Here is a 19,170-nt window from a genome sequence, read left to right on the forward strand (position 1 = left end):
GGATAGTCGTTTTGTTCTAGTCTGTTAAAACAGGGAATTTTTTAACCACTTCCCCTCGATAAAGCCATGGTAAATAGGACTGAATCACTGTTAACGTAATTCTGTCATCCTGATGAGTAATAGCCAAGAAAAACCCAGAGGGCTGAGATGCTTAATTTTAATTTTATAAACCGTCATTGAAGATTACCGCTTTTTGTAAATTGCAAAGCGATCGCCATTGTTCGTGCCTTGAAAATCAAATCCCGCTTCTGTTAAGAGTTGACGAGTAGTTTCCGGTTTAAAAACGGTAATTGTGATTTGTTCTTGAGCTACAATTTCTCCATCTTTTTTAAATAAATACCTTTTTTCAAAGGTATAATATTTTGGTGTATCTTCCCCTTCTGTAATACACTGGGAATAAACAATCCCTTCACCTAGGTATTTGTCAAAGTCATCATGGGGTTTTTGCAGGTGTAGCAATAATAATCCCCCTTCTTTTAAGTGGCGAGCTACATTTGCTAACCCTTGACGATTGGCTTCAAGACCGGGAACGTGACCCCCAAATTGCCATTGAGCTTGATCTCCCTGATCAAGAATTCCCCAAACTCCTCCATTGGAGATCCCTACATCGAATTTGGCGTTTAAGTCCATTGTTACGGCATCAGCTTCAATCAATTTAACCTGATTTCCCAAACGTTGTTTGGCAATTTCAAGCATGGATGCGGTAAAGTCAATTCCCGTAAACTCGCAGGTTGGATCGAGTTCGATGTACTTTTGAGCTAGTAGTCCTGTTCCTACACCCAACTCTAGAACTTGACGACCATCACCCACTATCGAGTGGGCTTCTTTAGCTAGGCTCTGAAAATCGTAGTAACCAGATGTCACCCACAAATCGTAATATTTGGTAATTTCTGTATATTGATTGACCATTTTTTTCTAGAAATGGAATGAATGAACAACCGAAAATTTTGTACGTTATCTCGTTGAGGGTTAGTCTCTACGGATAAGCATGGAAAAAAGTTCCGACTTCTATTTGGAGTCAGCACTTAGCCAAAATTACGGGTTTTATTTTACAGTAAAATGGTTATTGTCTCGCAATAATCTACAAAAAACCCGACACAACGGCTCATTGCTGTGCCAGGTCTTGCGGACTCGCCTTACTTTCTTGATAGTCCCGATGGCTAGTTCGAGCTTGCCACAAGACCGATCTTTACTAGATTGATATTAATCGCTCTAAGCATTTCTAGCGTCTTCGACCCAGCTATCAAACAGGTCTTGATGGTTGTTAATCCATTCTTCGGCATGGTGACGGATATCTTTTGAGCTATCTTCACCCTGGTTGAGTAATTCATTTTGGGTATTGATATCCTGAACGGGAATATGAATCAGTTCAAACAAGCGCTTGGCGGCTGGGTTAGCAGATACAAATTTCTTATTAGCTACGATTCGGATCCGATCGATGGCAAATCCCAGATTTTTACCATTTACTGAGGTATCTTTTGCGGTCAAGTCTTTTTGCGATTCTGGTAGATCAGTGAAGGGAACTTCTAGCCAAACTACATCTTGATCTGGTTTTAACACTGCTGCCATCCACATGGGAGTCCAGGTGTAGTATAGGATTGGTTGTCCTTGGTTGTAGCGAGTAATGGCATCTACAATTAAGGCTGAGTAGGTTCCTTGGTCTTGCTCAACCGTGTCTTCAAGTCCGTAAGCTTTAAGATGATGCTCAATCATAATTTCACAAAACCAACCGGAATTACAGCCAATCAAATTTGCTTTACCATCACCATCTGAGTCAAAGAGTTTAGCAATTTTTGGGTCTTTGAGTTGCTCTAGGTTAGTGATGTTGTATTTATCAGCAGTTTTTTTATCAATCTGATAACCTTGCCAGAGATCAGAGGTGATTACTCCGAGTCGTTCTAACTTCTGTTCACCACCACTTTTTTCAACAAAGGGTCTATGACCGATGTCCCAATTGACAGCAGTGTAATCTAGGTCGCCGTTGCCCAAAGCCAGGTAAGCGGTGACGTATTCAATTTGTTTTGGCTGTTTGATGGTGTAACCAAGTTTTTCCAGACCGATGTTGACAATTTCGGTTTGGAATTGTTCTTCTTGCAAGCTGCTATAGACCGATTGTACGCTGACGCCTTTACCAGGCATGGCTAAAGTAGAGTCTGTGCTTACTTGGGCTTGGGAGGGTTGTTGCCAAGTCATAAAACCCAGGAGTGCCAGTAAAATGGTTGCTCCAACAGTAGCCCAAGCCAGTTGTTGACCTGTGGAAGAGCGCACCAAACCAATTGGTCCTCGTTTCAACCAAGGGATTTGGTTGTTGCCTTGACTGACTATCTGAGTGATCCGATCCAGCATTACTGCGATTAGAACGATGCTTAATCCTCCGACAGCAGCTAGTCCCACATTCACCCGACCTAGTCCTTGCAATACCATCTGTCCAAGTCCTCCTACACCAATCATGGAGGTTACCACTGACATGGATAACGCTAAGAGGATGGCTTGGTTGACTCCAGCTAAAATAGTTGGCATGGCTAGGGGAATTTGGACTTCAAATAACATTTGTGTCGGGGTTGAGCCAAATGCGATCGCAGCTTCGACAACTTCTGTAGACACTTGCCGAATCCCTAGGTTAGTCAACCGAATCAGGGGGGGTATGGCAAAGACACAGGTTGCCATTACTCCAGGCACTGCACCAATCCCAAACAACATCACTACTGGGACAAGATAGACGAAGGACGGTAGGGTTTGCATGGCATCAAGCAGGGGTCGCAGCACTTTCTCAATGCGATCGCTACTGGCACAGGCAATACCGAAGGTGATGCCTATCACCATGCAAAACACTACAGCGGTCACCACTAGGGAAAGAGATACCATGGCTTGGGTCCAGGCTCCCAAAAAGCCAATCAAGCTCAAAGCAGCAACACTATAAATGGCAATTCTTCCACCAGCCAGTTGCCATGCTATCAAGGCAATCAGAATCAGTAAAATTAATGGAGGAATCGATAGCAACAGCCATTCTATACTCTCCAGGGTGATGCTAATGGGGAGACTAATCCCTTGAAAGAAAGGACGAAAATTGTCAACCAGGAAATTCACTGCAGCAGTAATCCACTGCTGGAGGGGTAAGGTATAAAGCTCAAAGGGGTTCAGTACAATATCTAGACCTCCTTGGCTCTTGGCGGTCAGGAAAACAGATAGAGTCAAGGATTTCAACACAACAATACCAGTATTTTTTTTAATATTATCATACCGGGGAGCATTTATTTTGTCAGGGGTTGGTAATGGGTAATATCAACTCCGCTGGCATCAGATTGATGAGCAAATTGATTGACTAGTCAGCGTTTTCTTTTCCTTTATTAGTTATCTTGTCAGCCGTCAGCTGTCAGCCGTCAGCTGTTCGCGTAGCGTGCGCGTAGCGCTTTAGCTGATAGCTCTATAGCACCCTAAAAAAAGTGATAAATGTTATAAATGTCATAATTTTCTACTGGTTTACGATCACTAATTCGGCTCAAATCTAGAAGTTATCCCCAAACTTTCCACACTCCCTACTCCCTGCTGCCTAGAAAATTTGTAACAAAAATTATAAAAATATGTTATAATATAAATTTATTTTTATGTTATAATAAAATCACGTCATCAAACACTAGCAATGTTCCGTCAATAACTCACCGCTAACTCACCCACGAGTATAGCGGGAGCTTGTGAAAGCTCTTAGTTGACCAGTCTGAGTTCTTAGAGAACTACGTTATTTTCAAGCGTTTAAATTCCTACCTGGGGATGCGTAGCTAGTCCCCAGCTCTAGAACCCAATTATTAAACAGGCGTAGTTGAGTTAGGCCAGTGTAATTGGGAAAGTACCGAGAAATAACATTGACGAAGCTAACCTTACCCTAGCAATAGGAGAATGCACAATTATGCGTGTATTTGTACTCAATAAGAACCTACAACCTTTAGACCCCTGTAAACCTGCAAGAGCAAGAATTTTGCTTTCAACGGGTAAAGCAAAGGTCTATCGTCGTTACCCATTCACCATAGTTTTGAGGGAGGAAATAAAGGAACCAATCACTCACGAGCATCAATTAAAAATAGACCCTGGCGCAAAAACAAGCGGTCTAGCTATTGTCCATGGGGAACGAGTAATCTGGGGAGCCGAACTTACCCATAGGGGCTTTCAAATACGAGATGCGTTGAACTTTCGTAGGCAATTAAGGAGCAGTAGACGGAATCGAAAAACTCGATACCGCAAGCCCAGATTTCTTAATAGAACCAGACCAGAAGGTTGGCTACCCCCTAGTCTGATGTCTAGAGTTCAAAATATTTTAACTTGGGTTAAAAAACTGACTCGACTATGTCCTGTTGCAGGCATATCTCAAGAGTTAGTCAGATTTGACACTCAAAAACTGCAAAATCCTGAAATCTCTGGGATTGAGTATCAGCAGGGTACACTTTACGGTTACGAACTTCGGGAATATTTACTTGAAAAATGGAATCGCAAATGTGCTTATTGTGGAGCAACAGGTATTCAGCTAGAAATTGAACACATTAAACCATTATCTAAAGGTGGTTCCGATCGGGCTTCTAATTTGACCATTGCGTGTCATCCATGTAACCAGGCTAAATCTAACCAAGACATTGAGCTTTTCTTGTCTTTGAAGCCTAGTATCTTGAAACGCATACTGAGTCAAGCTAAACGCCCCCTGGTTGATGCGGCTTCTGTCAATTCAACTCGCTGGAAGTTGTACCACGAATTGAAATCAATAGGATTGCCTGTTGAAGTGGGTAGCGGCGGATTAACAAAATTCAATAGGTGCCGCCAAAATCTTCCCAAAACTCATTGGTTGGATGCGGCCAATGTTGGAAAAGTTGAAACATTGATTGTTGAAGTAACCCATCCTTTGATAATAACTGCCAAGGGACACGGTACTCGTCAGCTCTGTAGAACCAACAAGTATGGCTTTCCTATTCGTCATTGCTCCAGAATCAAGTTTCACAAAGGTTTTCAGACAGGAGATATTGTCCGCGCCGTGGTAACTAAAGGAAAGAAGGTCGGTACTTACGTTGGGCGAGTAGCCACTCGAAAATCAGGATCTTTCAACATCTCAACTAAATTAGGGCTGGTACAAGGAATTAGTCACAAATATTGCCAATTTATTCACAGGAAGGATGGTTATGCTTATACAAACTAGACCCTGTCCTCCCTTTCCTCTCACCGCGTGGGTCAAAGATTATAGCGGGAGTCTCCAGAAAGGCGGATAGATGAACCTTTCCCAACTAACTATTCCGGTCACGATCATTCTTGTTCCCCAAGGAGCAGAATACCAAGCAATTTGTCGAGGAATCAAGCAGATTACTGGTCGTCCATTACCTCGGATTCTATCTATTCCGATAGGGGCAGAGCCTGTAACTCAGTATCTAGAAACATGGTTACAAACTACAACAAATTTGCCCCAACACTCCCAACCTCAAGTACTGCTAATGGGATTGTGTGGCAGCTTATCTCCTAACTATTCCGTTGGTGATATTGTTGTGTATAACGATTGTGTTGCTATCCAGCGAAACCAAGATAGACCTCAAGCACTGGTGCAACAGTGCTGTAGCCAACTGACTAACTTAGTTCAGCAGCAACTGGGCAACAAGGCTAATTTAGTCAGAGGATTGAGTAGCGATCGCATAATTTGGTCTAGTTTAGAAAAGCGTCAACTCGGTCAGAGCTACCAAGCTGATGTAGTTGATATGGAAGGATTTGCTACCCTATCGGTACTTAATGCCAAAGGATTTGCTGTAGCAATGGTAAGAGTAATTAGTGATGATAGCTATTACAATATCCCAGACCTCACCCCAGCTATTAGTGCTGATGGGTCACTGAAACCCTTGCCCTTTGCTATCGGTATGGTAAAGCAACCAATAGCTGCTACCAGACTAATTCGAGGTTCCCTACGAGGGTTGAAAGTCTTAGAGGAATTAAGTATTAGACTTTTCTCTAACCGTCAAGCCTCAACAACAGAAGCCTGATTGGAACAACTGGGAGTAAGATTGAATCGCTGTTAATCAGGAAAATAAGATTCGTCTTCGTATAAGTAATCAGTAATTAGTGAATATGGCATCAAAAGGCTTTCCCATCTTTATTGTATCTATGCTCAAGTCAATCATTGTTCTAGGAGGGCGTCATTGGTGGCTCTCTTTTTTAGTCTGGATGGTTCTAATCGCACCAGTTCAGGCAGCGCTAGAACTGCGGGTAGCGGTTGAGCAAGGTGTGAAACAGGTAACCTTGGGGAGTTCCACCACAGCCATTGTCCGAGATGGGACAGGTCAAGCCGTGGGAAACTTAAACGCCATGGCGGGTATGACTGCGGAAACTAACGGTAGTGGAATTAAGTTAGGTCAGTGGCAAGGGAAATCCCTCTGGATTGAACCGAAAGACAATGGTTATGTTTGGATAGGCGATCGCTGGTACCGGGGACGCACTCGACTGGTTAGTTCTGACAATAAGTTAACAGCAGTCAACCATGTTGATTTAGAACACTATCTCTATAGTGTGATTGGTGCAGAAATGAGTCCCAGTTGGCCGATAGAAGCCTTGAAAGCCCAAGCAGTAGCGGCTCGTTCCTATGTGCTCCATCAGCGGAGCAAATCCAAGAGTGATATCTATGATGTAGGGGATACCCAGCGTTGGCAAGTTTACAAAGGTCTAAATAGCGAAACAGTAACCACCCATCAAGCGGTTAATGCCACAGCGGGACAGATAATGACGTATGGTAATAAAGTGATTCTGGCTGTTTTCCATGCTGCCTCTGGAGGACATACAGAAAATGTAGAAGATATTTGGTGGAGTGAACCCATTCCTTACCTACAGGGTGTACCTGATTACGATCAGGGCACACCAGTCTACCAGTGGACAAAAACTTTTTCTGCTAGTCAACTGAGCCAGAAGATTCCTGGTGTTGGTAATATTATCGCCATGACCCCAGTGGAGAGGACACCCCGAGGCAGGGTGATCACTCTTAAAGTAGAAGGCAGTAGGAATACAAAGACTATTAAGGGCAAGGAATTACGCAAAATCCTAGGTCTGAAAAGTAGGCTGTTTACGGTGTCTAAAACCGAAAATGGTTTCCAATTCAACGGTCGTGGTTATGGTCACGGATTGGGGTTAAGTCAGTGGGGAGCCTACAACTTATCCCGTCGGGGATTGAATTACCTACAAATTTTGAGTCACTATTATTCTAGTGCTCAACTATCCCAGATGGATTGATATCAAATAGCAAAGGGAACAGCGGATCTGGGAATAGGGAATAGGGAGTAGGGAGTAGGGAGTAGGGAGTAGATAACTTCAGATCACGAAACTTCTGAGAGGTTGTCTGAGAAGTCTCATTTGCTACATCCAAGCCCCCGTTGGTCCCCCAATTCTGGGGGACTTTTAGAAGCAAATTGACTCTTCCCCCAAAGTTGGGGGGTCAGGGGGGCAAAATTCAGTATCAAAAAACTTGGGAGATATCCTCTGAGTTCCCTGTTCCCTACAATCCACAACTTTCGTAACTCACCCTATTTAAAACGGCTATCTACTTTATGACTACCTCAAATTATAATCCATTAGTTAAGGTATTAAACAACTGGATTTTATCACTATTCATAATCTTAACTATTGTTGTTACCTTACTCTCCATAACTAGCTATTTTTTTAGAGATAACATCTACTTAGAATTCACTACTAATTTTAAACATCAATATCTGGGATTAGGGGCGTTACCATTAAGTTATTTTGCCCTAACTCGCCGCAAACGTTGGTTGATAGTCACGTTATTTTGCTTATTGATTAACTTGACAGAAATCATTCCTTGGTATATACCTAAACTAAGCTTTGGCGCTTCCGGTGAACCCATGGGTCTGTTTCTGTTCAATGTCTCGTTTTCCAATACCCAGTATGGTGATGCTATTGCTCTGGTGAAAGAAGAAAAGCCGACTATTGCTGCTTTTTTAGAAGCTAAAGACCCTTGGCCTAAACAATTAGAAGCTTTAAGAGAGGTTTTACCCTATAATATCAGTATTCCAGAACTTCAGATTGAAGTATACAGTCGTTTACCATTACAAGAATCAGAAATTCTGGAATACGGAAAATCTCGTGGTCTGGTCAAATTAGATTTAAGCATTGCTGGGGCAGACGCTTCAGTCATTGTTACTCACTCCTATCCACAATTTTATTTTGGAAAGCAAGAGGATTTTGGAAACCAAGGGGATTTTGGTAAGCAAGGGGATTTGGAAAAGCAAGGTTGGCAGTGGCGCAATCAAGATTTAGAAGAGGAGATTGGGAATTATATCAGACAAATTGAAAAACCAGTGGTGCTAATTGGTGATTTAAACGTTACGATGTGGTCACCCTACTATAAAAGTCTAATTGAAAGTTCGGGATTGCGTGACGCTCGTGCTGGGTTTGGGATTCTACCAACTTTATCAAAATTTTCACCAGCCAACCCTTGGTTAGCTATTCCTGTAGACCACTGTTTAGTCAGTCGAGATGTTAAGGTGATCAAGATGAGAACTGGCCCTGATCTTGGTTCCGATCATCTCCCGGTAATTACTGATATAGCGCTACGGGCAAGTCAGAAGTCAGAAGTCAGAAGTCAGAAGTCAGAAGTTAGAAGTCAGAAGTTAGAAGTTAGAAGTTAGAAGTTAGAAGTTAGAAGTCAGATTTTGAATCAAATCTGAGTTACGTCACCGCCTCGTTCGCACAGCGTGGCCGTTCGCGTAGCGTGGCCAAAAGGCCAAAAGGCCAAGGCCAAAGCCTGTGCCACAAAGCTGACCACTGACAGCTGACCACTGACAGCTGACGGCTGACGGCTGTCTGCTTAGTAATTAGTGATTTATATCAAGATTCTGAGTAGCTCCTAACTCTAAACGCTGTTCCCACTCCCCATCAATTTGATCTTTCCTTTCGATATCCTGATCCAATAAATCCTTCTCACTGCTATAAACCAAATCTTCTTCCCGAATCACATTTTGAGCGGCAAACTGTTCCGCATAGGCAATCTTGTTCTGTAAAGCAACATCCGCCTGATTAAGTGCGATCGCATTTTCCTGCCGTTCTCGATTCTGAGTTCTAATCTGCTCCTTTTTCCACTGAACCCAGAAATATCGAAGCAACGGTATGGCCAAGAATCCTACGCCATAAGCCAATAACAGAGGGTAAATTAGCTCCACAAATAGTACAAATCCCCCTAGCTGTGCAGCAATCTCACCCCCCTGCAACAGGGAACCGAGGACTAATGCTAGAACAAAGTTTACACTCCCTAACCCAATTGCCAGCATAATCTGCTCACTCCTTGCCTGAGAAAACTCCCATATCTTGGCACGAAGATAAGCTGGCACCGGTTGTTGATTCTGTTTGGCAGCAGTTGTCTGCAATTTAGGGAAGTGATAGACAATATCCCCTGACGGGCTAACTTCTGGGCGTCCGTCGAATCGGATTAGTACCGGTAACATATAGTCTTCAGACTCCCGCTGGTAGCTTTCTCCAAGGTCATCAAGATAGGGAGCAATCTGTTCAGCTGCCACAGCCCCCCCGGAATTGCGAATCACAGCACCAATGGTTTGCCAGCGACGTTCTTCTAAATCACTATTGGGATTGCCATCACCAAACAGAAAGGAGAAGACAGCTTCTAAAAAATTCATCTCATAGTCGTCATCCTGGTTATAACGGGAATTTCGCCGTCTCGAGCGATAATTACTGTGGGAGTAAGATGGGTTGAACCACCTATACAGATCCGGTCCAATCCAGAAACGAGGCAAAAACAGGATTCCGCCGCCACCACCAGAACGTCTATTTCCTCCTCCGCCTCCTCCGCCAGAATCATTGTCACTGCCAGCTTTGAGGCTCAGAACAATAAATGCGATCGCAACAATCATCAACACAATCGAAAGCACTAGGAAAATCCCGAAAGAAATCCGAATCAGGTAAAACAGAACACCCCAAACCTTTTCCCACCATGCTTGCAACCGTAGCTTTAAGAACTTGTTGCGGAGAATAGCGCGAAAGTTTTTGGGAAACAGATAAGCAATATCCCCTGACTCTGCTACTTGTAAATGTCCACCTACTTCCGAGGCCAAGACAAGTAAACCTTGCTCGGCTTGATGGATGTTTAAACCCACTTGGGCAGCAACATCCCCAACAGTGACGCGGTAGTCTAGCTGCTCAACAGCTTTCATGATGCTGGGTAAGGGAGCCATAATTATGTTTTCTAATACTTAGTTGCGATCAAAGATAATAGCTTTATCAAACAGAACCGTCGGACAGGTCGGACATCACCGGACCGGAAAACATACTATGTATCCATGGGATACTATCAATGCCATCTGCTAGATCTATGTAAATTTCCCTACTATCTCTAGTATAGTTTTTTTTGAATTTGGCAATTTTGAGCAGGTTTTTTTATACTGAAATCCTTATTGATTCTTGAAAAGCGGTCAGATTTGTGCTGCTGTTGCCCCACTTCCAATACCTTGCCCTCTTGCCATCACCTTGGAGGTAATTTGCCAACAGTCCCTTATAATAGGAGGCTGACAGGAGTTAACAAAACTTAAGGGAGAAGCAGAGGTAGCAATGGCACTGATCACCACCGGCAAGTCATTCATCCGGGCACTAGAAAAGTCTGGTGCATTAGCAGTTTATGCACCATTAGAAGGTGGGTTTGAAGGTCGTTATCAGCGGCGTTTGCGGGCTGCTGGCTATACCACCGTTTCCATTACTGCCAAAGGACTAGGGGATCCAGCTGCTTATCTCACTGGAATTCACGGTGTTCGCCCTCCTCATCTGGGCAAGAAAAATATGGGTAAATCAGCTGCAGTCGGTGATGTTTACTACCTGCCGCCCTTGGTAAACTACCAACTGTCAGCCCTATCTCCCAACTCTAAAGGGTTGGTGCTGTGGATTATTGAAGGAATTATTCTATCTAGTCAAGAAGTTGAGTATTTAACGACATTGCCCCAGCAAGAACCACGAGTAAAAGTAATCCTAGAGATGGGAGGGGATCGTGCTTTCCGTTGGCAACCCCTCAAAGAGACAATGCCCGGACTAATTTCTGTAGCCAATTTCTAGTATCAGTATCAATGATGTCAGCTATCAGCTATCAGCTGATAGCTGAATGCTGATATTTCTCGATACCCAACCCCGTGAGTAGTCAAAAATGATAAGTTTGATACCCTAGAGGTGTAGGATGATAGTGGGTAAGACTAGCAATGCTCGAACAACGTGACTACACCTTAATCATCGATAAAAGTGGCAGCATGTCGATTAGGGATCAACTGGCTGGCAAAAGCCGTTGGCAAATGATGCAGGAGTCTACCCTTGCTTTAGCCAGTAAATGTGAAGAATTAGATCCAGATGGCATCACGGTTTATGTATTTGCTGGTCGCTTTAAACGCTACGACAATGTAACCGCAGATAAAGTCCTACAGATATTCCAGGAAAATGAACCATCGGGACGCACGGATTTAGCTGGTGTTTTACTCGATGCCACCAACGACTATTTTAAACGTAAGGCTAGTGGCCAAACCAAAGAAAATGGAGAAACTATCTTAGTCGTCACTGATGGGGAGCCTGATGAACGGAAAGCTGTGATGAAGGTGATCATAGAAGCATCACGGCGTATTGATGTCGATGAAGAACTAGGAATTTCCTTCATCCAAATCGGGAATGATCTCCAGGCAACTAAATTCTTAAAAATATTAGATGATGAGCTGCAAAATGCTGGGGCTAAGTTCGATATCGTAGATACCGTAACTATTGATCAGATGGAGGATATGACTCTCACTGAAGTTTTGATCAATGCTATTATTGACTAAAGGATTAGCATAGGTTAGTGGGATTTCTCCCGTCAGGGTTCGAGGTGCTTTAAGTTAACTGTTTCAAAAATATCCCTCAACAGTTAACAAGGTAATAGGAGACCAAAGTCGTGGAATCAATGGATGACTTGTTAGCCCAACTCAAAGCTGAGTATCAACAAAAAGATGCTGGTGTTCAACCGCAAGAAAAACCTCTTTTTCAGGAACAACTAGTTGATTTGCCACTAACTGATCCACCAACCAGTGAATCACCAGCGAAAATACCTGATTGGGTATCTACTGCTCAGGATCGGGAGCTGGCTGAGATGAGAACAGAGTTTGAGAACAAAGACCAAGAAGAGGCTCTCAAACAACAGCAGGAACTAGAAGCTGAACAAAAACGAGTTCAGCAGCAAAAACAAAAAGAACGAGAAGCCCTGACTCAGCAAGCGACTGAGTGGCTAAAAAACTTAAGTCCAAACTCAGCTGAAGGCTTATGGTTTGAAGAATTTTCTGATTCCTATCCCTCCAAACTGGAGGCAGCAATTGATTATTTGCAAGCCTTAAAAGAAACTCAGTCTTGAGTGCAAGACTCCTCAAGTATCATCTGCAGGTGCCTAAGAGCAAATTTTTTTAATTATAATGATTATCTTAATCGATGTTATTAGTTCTGTTACATTTTGAAGTGCGGAATGTGGCCAGTAATGCTTAATTCTCCATGGTTTTCACAGGTCAGGGTGCGGAATGAAGAATATAGGACTGAGTTCTAAGTACCTCACCACAAGAACACTTAACCAAATATTCCACAAGGCAAACGTTATTGCAGTAGATAGTGCTGCCCCAATCATACCAAATAAAAGAATACCAATTCCATTCAAAACAACATTTAAACCCGCAGCTGTCCCATATACAATCAGGGCTTGATTTTGATGTCCCGTCATGATCATCAGGAAAGCAGCTGAGCCACACAGAGAATTAACTAACTGCCCCATAACCAGAATCAAGAGCGTCCCATTTCCACTGGCAAACTCTGGTCCAAAAAGACTCAAGATTGCTGGGGCAAATAGGATGAGGAAAACAGCGATAAGGAGGGAAGGCCAGAAAATCCAAACACTGGCGGTGGAAATAGCCTGTTTTAATCCAAGGCGATCGTTCTGTTTATATAATCGAGCAAATTCAGGGGCGACGACCATAGTGACCGTTTGTAGCACAAAGCCTACCCAAAGGGATGTCTTAGTTGCTACCTCATAAACTCCCGCCTGTTGAGGCCCCAATAGGGAACCGACCATAATCACATCAGTTTGCTGTAGGATAATGCCAAAGCCATTCATTAACCACAGTACAACACCGACCTTCAGCCAATCTCTGTAGGCATAAATTGGTTCGGCTTGCTCTACACTCTGGTTTAATCTCTCCCCAATTAGCCACAGTTGACCTAGTACAACAACGAGGATGACCAGTAGATTAATATCAATAATGCGAACACCAGACAGGTCACCAAATTCCTCGAAAACAACAAAACCACTGACTAAAATCAACACAGGGACAAAAATATAATATGGGGTATAGGCGAGGTTAATGTCTCCTAAAGCTGTAGCTGTTTCCCTTTGTAGCAAAGTCAAAGCAAACAGAGGAACGAGCCAAATCCCGATTGTTAATGGGTTAGCGTAGATAAAACGGTGATAGGAGTTAAGTCCAAAAATTAATCCTGTCCCCACCAAAGCAATGGCAATTCCTAACAGCAAATTTATCACCCAACTGAATCTAATAATTCCTCGCAGTAAACCCCAAGACTGAGTAACATTATACTCAGAAACAAACCGCAAAACAGTATGAGGCAAGCCCAAACACGCCAATATACTGAGTAAAAAAGTTAGAGAAAAAACATAAGCGTAAATTCCATATTGAGTCTCTCCCATCCAACGAGCTAGGCAGATTTGTAACAGATAAGTTAGGATAAATCCTGTCACTCTGATCACAATTGCAATAACTGTGCTTTGGCCTAGGGATTGTAATTGTAGACCTTTAGAATCAGAAAACGTTTTGGACATTAAGTTAACAAAGGGTTTGAGCGCAACTATGACCATAAAATCCTTTGCGTAGTCTACCGTAGGGACGTAACTACGAACTATTCTAACTAGATTTTAGCCAAAAAGAAAGTTTATCGTATTTCTCAAATAAATCAGGGGGTAAAACTGTATTACGAGGCACAAACTCAACTTTTTTACGCACTTTATGGAGACCTGGTAATCCTAACTTGGAATCAAATTCTGGTTCGTCATATTCAACATGTTTAAAATTATGCTCAAAGGGTGCTTCTCCTAAAAAATTATAAATTTTATGAAGGGTTTCTGTTGGTTGGTTCGTTAGTAAATCATATTCTACCAACAACAACTTATCTGAATATTCGCCATAGTAGGCTTCTTTGAGAGCGTTATAAGCCATACCAACCATATACTGATTTTGCCCTAGTTTTTGGGTACGGTCGTAGACAGTAGCAGATTCACTAAAGTCTGCAAATAATCCTGAAATAACCCAAGGATTGCTTCGCACTAAACGTTCTAAGCTATCCATAATCCAAGCCACATTACGGACGCAACAAATGACTTTAGCTTGGGGGAAAAGTTGATCGATTAGGGGTAACTGGGCGCACCACATACGGCTGGTATCAATAACCAGTTGCCCTTGCTGAATTTGAGGTTGATAATAAGCAGCAAAGACTCCCAGTAACAAGTCTTTTTTTTGTTGTTGTGAAATGAAACTGGCCAGTTCATTTCGACTCATGCCTTCTAATAACCGTTGAATCAGACCAAACACTGGGGTACTCATGGTGGCATGAAACCGAGGATTTTGTCGAAGAATAGCTGAGAGTAAGGTTGAGCCAGATCTCGGCAGCCCAGAAATAAAATGGATCTCAGTGGGGAATTGTAAACCATCGAAAGATTCAGAATGTCCGGTCTGAGAAATATTGTTATCTACAGAAATACTCATCGGTTTAAATCACAATTTCTCTTGCAATCCCCACCTGTATTGCAATGGGGTGCTTCAATTTAATAATGTCGTTCGTAGTGTTTGGGCAAGCACTTCAACATTAGGCTCTTGAAACATAGTGGTATGATTCCCAGGAACCCAGTGGAGTTCGGTGCCTCCAGTTACTAAGTCTGCCCAGCCTAGACTAGCATCTTGGGCGTTGGCTGCTTCTCCTTCGGTTGCCTGGAAAAGAATCCCTGTGCCATTGTAAGGCTTAGGGGTGTAAGACATTAAACCTTTAAGATGCCCTCTGAACACTTCCAGTAACCGTTTAACCTGTGCTACACCAAAATCAGGGGGAATTTTTTGGGCTGTTTTTACCTGTTCAATTAAATGGCACAGTTCCTCCTCCTGACTCAGATTGTCCAAGGTTTTCAGGGTCTCTGGTAAATCAGGGAGATGTCTTTTAAATAAGCGAACCAAGAAGATAACATCATCATCCATGGTGTGAGCCTCTTCTCGATCGATGGGGTCAGCAATGTTCATATCAATCAGGATGAGTTTAGACACTTCATGTCCCTGACTTTGCAGTTGTTGTGCCATCTCAAAGGCAACTACTGCACCAAAACACCACCCTCCAATCTGATAAGGTCCTTGGGGCTGAACGGTCTGCATCCCTTGTATGTAATGGGCGGCCATGTCTTCAACTCGATCGTAGGGTTTTTGATCCCCATCCAATCCCAAGGACTCTAGAGCATAAAAGGGGAACTCTGGGGCAAGATAGCGGGCTAATTCTCGATACCAAACCACAGTTCCAGCCCCTGGATGAACGCAGAAAAAGGGAGGCTGGACTCCTTTGGGCTGTAAAGGGACTACCGTGGATCTTGACCACTGGGACGAATTCCCTTCCTTACTCAAAAGCGCGGCTAGATGTTCCACTGTCCCTTCCTCAAAGAGGACCGATACCGGTAGTTTTTGACCAAACTGTTGCTGAATACGACTGATCAAACTAACCGATAGGAGTGAATGCCCCCCAAGGTCAAAAAAGTTATCTTGAAGTCCAATAGGAGCCACATTAAACAGGGATTCCCAAAGTTGCACCAACTCTAACTCTAAAGCAGTACGAGGCGGGATTTTCCCCCCGTTATCCTCAAGACTTAGGCTTGGTACAGGTAAAGCACGACGGTCTAGCTTCCCGTTGGCACTCACGGGTAAAGAGTCCAAGGTCACAAAAACACTGGGAACCATGTAATCCGGCAGTTTTTCTTTCAGGAATTGCCGTATTTTTGAGGGGGTCACGGTTGTGCCTTGGGGATGGGTGACATAGGCAACCAATTGGGGATTCCCTGGGCTATCTTCCCGTACAACCACCACCCCTTCTTGCACTTGGGGATGTTGACCTAAAACAGATTCAATCTCACCCAACTCAATGCGAAAGCCTCGTAGCTTCACTTGATGATCTATGCGTCCGAGATACTCCAAATTCCCATCAGGTCGCCATCTGGCCAAGTCCCCCGTTTTGTAAACTTGCTCCGTTTTATCCCAGAGGTCGATGGTGATGAATCGCTCTTTTGTTAAGTCAGGTCGATTCAAATAGCCTTGGGCTAACCCCACCCCAGCAATACACAGTTCCCCTGGTATGCCCACAGCCACAGGTTGATTGTGACAATCGAGGATATAAATGCGGTTGTTGGCAATGGGTTGACCAATACTTGGTAAATCTTCCCACGCCTCCACTGATTTCGGTAAACTCAAAGCTGTCACTACATGACTTTCGCTCGGTCCATAGTGATTGTGTAACCGACAATCGGGTAAAGCCTTAAAGAAAGCCCGAATTGATGGGGTAATGCGCAGTTGTTCTCCAGCAGTAATGACGTGCTTTAAGGACAAGGGTAGCCCTTGGGTGCCATAGTCTGCCAAATGTTGTAAAGCCACAAAGGGCAGATAGAGGCGATCGATCTGGTGTACTGATAAATAATCCAGTAATGCAGAAACATCTCGGCGGGTTTCATCCCCAATCAACACCAATTCACCACCGGTCGAGAATGTACTAAAAATTTCTTGGAATGAAACATCAAAGCTTAGGGTTGTAAACTGTAAAGTCTTGGCAGGTTGATCTAAACCCGGTACACTACGTTGCCAATTGATTAAGTTAATCAAAGCCCCTTGAGGCATGGCAACCCCTTTGGGTTTCCCCGTGGAACCAGACGTATAAATGACATAGGCCAAGTCATGGGGTGTCCTTGCTAAAGTGGGGTTTTCCATCCCACAGTGAGCACTTCCAGGCTCAATCCAGGCTTCGGTAAAAGATAAGGTATCCAGACAAAGAACTTGACAGGAATGCTTCAACTCAGTCAGGGGTAAATGCTTGGTTAGTGTAGTTTGAGTTAATAAGACTGGAGTAGCTGCATCTTCGATGATCAAGCGAATTCGCTCTTGGGGATAATTGGGGTCAATGGGAACATAAGCCCCACCTGCTTTGATTACCCCTAACACACCAATAATCATGTCCAAAGACCGTTCCAGGCAGATTCCGACCAAAGTATTAGGCCCAATAGCTTGGTTTTGGCGTAGATAATGGGCTAGTTGATTGGCTTTTTGATTCAGTTGTTGATAACTTAAGCGATCGCTGCCAAAACTTACTGCAATTCCGTTAGGGGTTTTAAGGACCTGTTGCTCAAATAAATCAGCGAGTGTTTGTGGGGGATAATCACAGTCTGTGGAATTCCAAGTTTTTAGTTGTTGAATTTCTTCTGGACTCATCAACGAAAAGCTATGAATACCCTGTTCAGGATTCTCTACAATCCCATTGAGTAACACGCTAAAATGTCTTGCCATCCGTTGAATGGTCTCTGGTTCAAACAAGTCGCTATTATAATCCCATTCTCCTTTTAAACCCTGCTGGGTTTCTTTCATCAATAGGGTCAGATCGAATTGAGTAGTAACATCTTCCCATGGCCAAGGACGAATGGTCAATCCCTTAAGGGTTAACTCTTCCATTGGTGCATTGTTTAAGGTAAACATCACTTGAAATAAGGGATTATGACTCAAAGAACGGTCTAACTGCAATTCCTCCACTAACTTCTCGAAGGGTAAATCTTGATGAGAATAAGCCTCTAAAGCCGTTTGTCTAACCCTGCTCAAAAGCTCTTTAAAAGTAGGTTTTTTTTCTAGGTTAATTCGGAAGACAATAGTGTTAACAAAAAAGCCAATAAGCGCTTCTAATTCATGATGATTACGATTGGCAATGGGAGAACCAATCGCTAAATCCTCTTGATTACTATACCGTGATAGTAACACTGAAAAAGCTGCCAAAAGGGTCATAAATAAGGTTGTTCCTGACGATTGGCTTAAGGTTTTTAGCTTCTCAGTTAAATCTCGATCAATTTCAAAAGATTCAGAGCTTCCTCGAAAATGCTGGACAGCTGGACGAGTTTTATCGGTAGGGATTTCTAAAACTGGAGGTATTCCTGCTAATTTGTCCTGCCAATAATTCAGTTGTTGATCTAGGTTGGTTCCCTGGAGCCATTGACGTTGCCAGTGAGCAAAATCGGCGTACTGAATCGCTAATTTGGGTAAAGAGGGAAGTGTTCCTGTACAATAACTTTCGTACAATGTGGATAATTCACGAGTAAAAATACCCATCGACCAGGCATCACCAACAATGTGGTGCATCACCAATAATAAGATATGATATTGGTGATTCAACCGTATAATTTTACCTCTTAATAAACTATCGTGTTCGAGGTTAAAAGACTCTTGTAATTCTTCTTTAGCTAACTGTTTTACTTTTTTTATCTGTTCTGAAAATGGTTGATAGTCTAGATCAATAATCGGCAAGTTTATATGTGCATTTTGCGTTATGATCTGCACAGGTTGGTCATCAATGATACGAAAATTGGTTCGTAGAACTTCATGGCGTTGTATAATCTCTGTAATGGCTTTCGTCAAAGCATCAGGATTAAGATCTCCTTTCAATTCTAAATATAAAGGAACATTGTAATGAGAACTTTGTTCTTCCAGTCGATCGAGAAACCATAATCGAGTTTGAGCAAAAGATAGGGAAATAGGTTGTTCCCTTGAGACGGGTTTAATTGAGGGGTTCTGTTTTCCCTTTTCTATAACTGATTTTTTTTGTTTCTGCCTCAGTTTTTGCAACACCAGCTCGCGCTTATCTAATGGGAGATTTTCCAGCCGTTTTAGTAAGTCACTCATCAGTTTTTTTGATTAATTAAATTAATATAAACAAGTTTTATGATTATTAATTACTGATTTAGTTTTAGCGGTTTATAGTCTACTAAGGTACAGATTATTTTCTATCTGTTCCCTGTTCCCTCTTCCCTGCTCCCTGCTCCCTGCTCCCTACTCCCTATAAAAAAGTACCTCACCTAATTTAAAA

The 19,170-nt window shown here is 42.9% G+C and carries 14 protein-coding genes; 7 read left to right on the forward strand and 7 right to left on the reverse strand.

What is annotated here, in order from left to right:
- Positions 1–183: 183 nt before the first annotated feature.
- Both F6K64_RS03035 and proX read right to left on the reverse strand, forming a co-directional pair.
- Complete coding sequence (locus F6K64_RS03035; protein WP_008190699.1) at positions 184–909, reverse strand: class I SAM-dependent methyltransferase; 726 nt, start codon at positions 907–909, stop codon at positions 184–186.
- 303 nt (positions 910–1,212) lie between these two features.
- Positions 1,213–3,195 (reverse strand): glycine betaine/L-proline ABC transporter substrate-binding protein ProX, encoded by a 1,983-nt coding sequence (gene proX, locus F6K64_RS03040; protein WP_229414765.1) that lies wholly within the window; start codon positions 3,193–3,195, stop codon positions 1,213–1,215.
- A gap of 709 nt (positions 3,196–3,904) precedes the next feature.
- Between proX and iscB the strand changes: the two genes are divergently transcribed.
- The 3 genes from iscB (at position 3,905) to F6K64_RS03055 (ending at position 7,239) form a co-directional block, all read left to right on the forward strand.
- Positions 3,905–5,176, forward strand: coding sequence for an RNA-guided endonuclease IscB (iscB, locus tag F6K64_RS03045; protein WP_008190703.1), 1,272 nt, complete (start codon positions 3,905–3,907; stop codon positions 5,174–5,176).
- A 70-nt stretch (positions 5,177–5,246) separates the two neighbouring features.
- Positions 5,247–6,002: a 5'-methylthioadenosine/S-adenosylhomocysteine nucleosidase family protein gene (locus F6K64_RS03050; protein WP_008190705.1), complete on the forward strand. Its 756-nt coding sequence runs from the start codon at positions 5,247–5,249 to the stop codon at positions 6,000–6,002.
- 85 nt (positions 6,003–6,087) lie between these two features.
- A complete protein-coding gene (locus F6K64_RS03055) occupies positions 6,088–7,239 on the forward strand; it encodes a SpoIID/LytB domain-containing protein (RefSeq protein WP_008190706.1) in 1,152 nt (383 codons plus the stop codon).
- On the opposite strand, the gene F6K64_RS03060 is transcribed toward F6K64_RS03055, so the two are convergent.
- Positions 7,211–7,372: a hypothetical protein gene (locus tag F6K64_RS03060; protein ID WP_154659976.1), complete on the reverse strand. Its 162-nt coding sequence runs from the start codon at positions 7,370–7,372 to the stop codon at positions 7,211–7,213. The genes F6K64_RS03055 and F6K64_RS03060 overlap by 29 nt on opposite strands.
- Positions 7,373–7,553: 181 nt before the next feature.
- Between F6K64_RS03060 and F6K64_RS03065 the strand changes: the two genes are divergently transcribed.
- A complete protein-coding gene (locus F6K64_RS03065; RefSeq protein ID WP_008190710.1) occupies positions 7,554–8,651 on the forward strand; it encodes an endonuclease/exonuclease/phosphatase family protein in 1,098 nt (365 codons plus the stop codon).
- Positions 8,652–8,837: 186 nt separating this feature from the next.
- Here F6K64_RS03065 and F6K64_RS03070 read toward each other — a convergent pair whose 3' ends face one another.
- Positions 8,838–10,208, reverse strand: coding sequence for a hypothetical protein (locus F6K64_RS03070; RefSeq protein ID WP_008190711.1), 1,371 nt, complete (start codon positions 10,206–10,208; stop codon positions 8,838–8,840).
- A 373-nt stretch (positions 10,209–10,581) separates the two neighbouring features.
- Here F6K64_RS03070 and F6K64_RS03075 point away from each other — a divergent pair, with 373 nt between their 5' ends.
- The 3 genes from F6K64_RS03075 (at position 10,582) to F6K64_RS03085 (ending at position 12,385) form a co-directional block, all read left to right on the forward strand.
- On the forward strand, positions 10,582–11,076 hold the full coding sequence (locus tag F6K64_RS03075) for an NAD(P)H-quinone oxidoreductase subunit N (protein ID WP_008190716.1): 495 nt from the start codon (positions 10,582–10,584) through the stop codon (positions 11,074–11,076).
- Between the two features lie 140 nt (positions 11,077–11,216).
- Entirely contained in the window at positions 11,217–11,822 is a 606-nt protein-coding gene (locus F6K64_RS03080; protein WP_008190718.1) for a vWA domain-containing protein, read from the forward strand.
- A gap of 119 nt (positions 11,823–11,941) precedes the next feature.
- A complete protein-coding gene (locus tag F6K64_RS03085; protein WP_008190720.1) occupies positions 11,942–12,385 on the forward strand; it encodes a salt stress protein, Slr1339 family in 444 nt (147 codons plus the stop codon).
- A gap of 141 nt (positions 12,386–12,526) precedes the next feature.
- On the opposite strand, the gene F6K64_RS03090 is transcribed toward F6K64_RS03085, so the two are convergent.
- The 3 genes from F6K64_RS03090 to F6K64_RS03100 are packed head-to-tail and all read right to left on the reverse strand — an operon-like array spanning position 12,527 to position 18,986.
- Positions 12,527–13,888 (reverse strand): oligosaccharide flippase family protein, encoded by a 1,362-nt coding sequence (locus F6K64_RS03090; protein WP_008190722.1) that lies wholly within the window; start codon positions 13,886–13,888, stop codon positions 12,527–12,529.
- A 46-nt stretch (positions 13,889–13,934) separates the two neighbouring features.
- Entirely contained in the window at positions 13,935–14,792 is an 858-nt protein-coding gene (locus tag F6K64_RS03095) for a sulfotransferase family protein (protein ID WP_008190724.1), read from the reverse strand.
- A gap of 54 nt (positions 14,793–14,846) precedes the next feature.
- Positions 14,847–18,986: a non-ribosomal peptide synthetase gene (locus tag F6K64_RS03100; protein WP_008190726.1), complete on the reverse strand. Its 4,140-nt coding sequence runs from the start codon at positions 18,984–18,986 to the stop codon at positions 14,847–14,849.
- Positions 18,987–19,170: the final 184 nt, after the last annotated feature.

It is taken from the genome of Moorena sp. SIO3A2 (genome assembly GCF_010672265.1).
Classification (GTDB): domain Bacteria; phylum Cyanobacteriota; class Cyanobacteriia; order Cyanobacteriales; family Coleofasciculaceae; genus Moorena; species Moorena producens.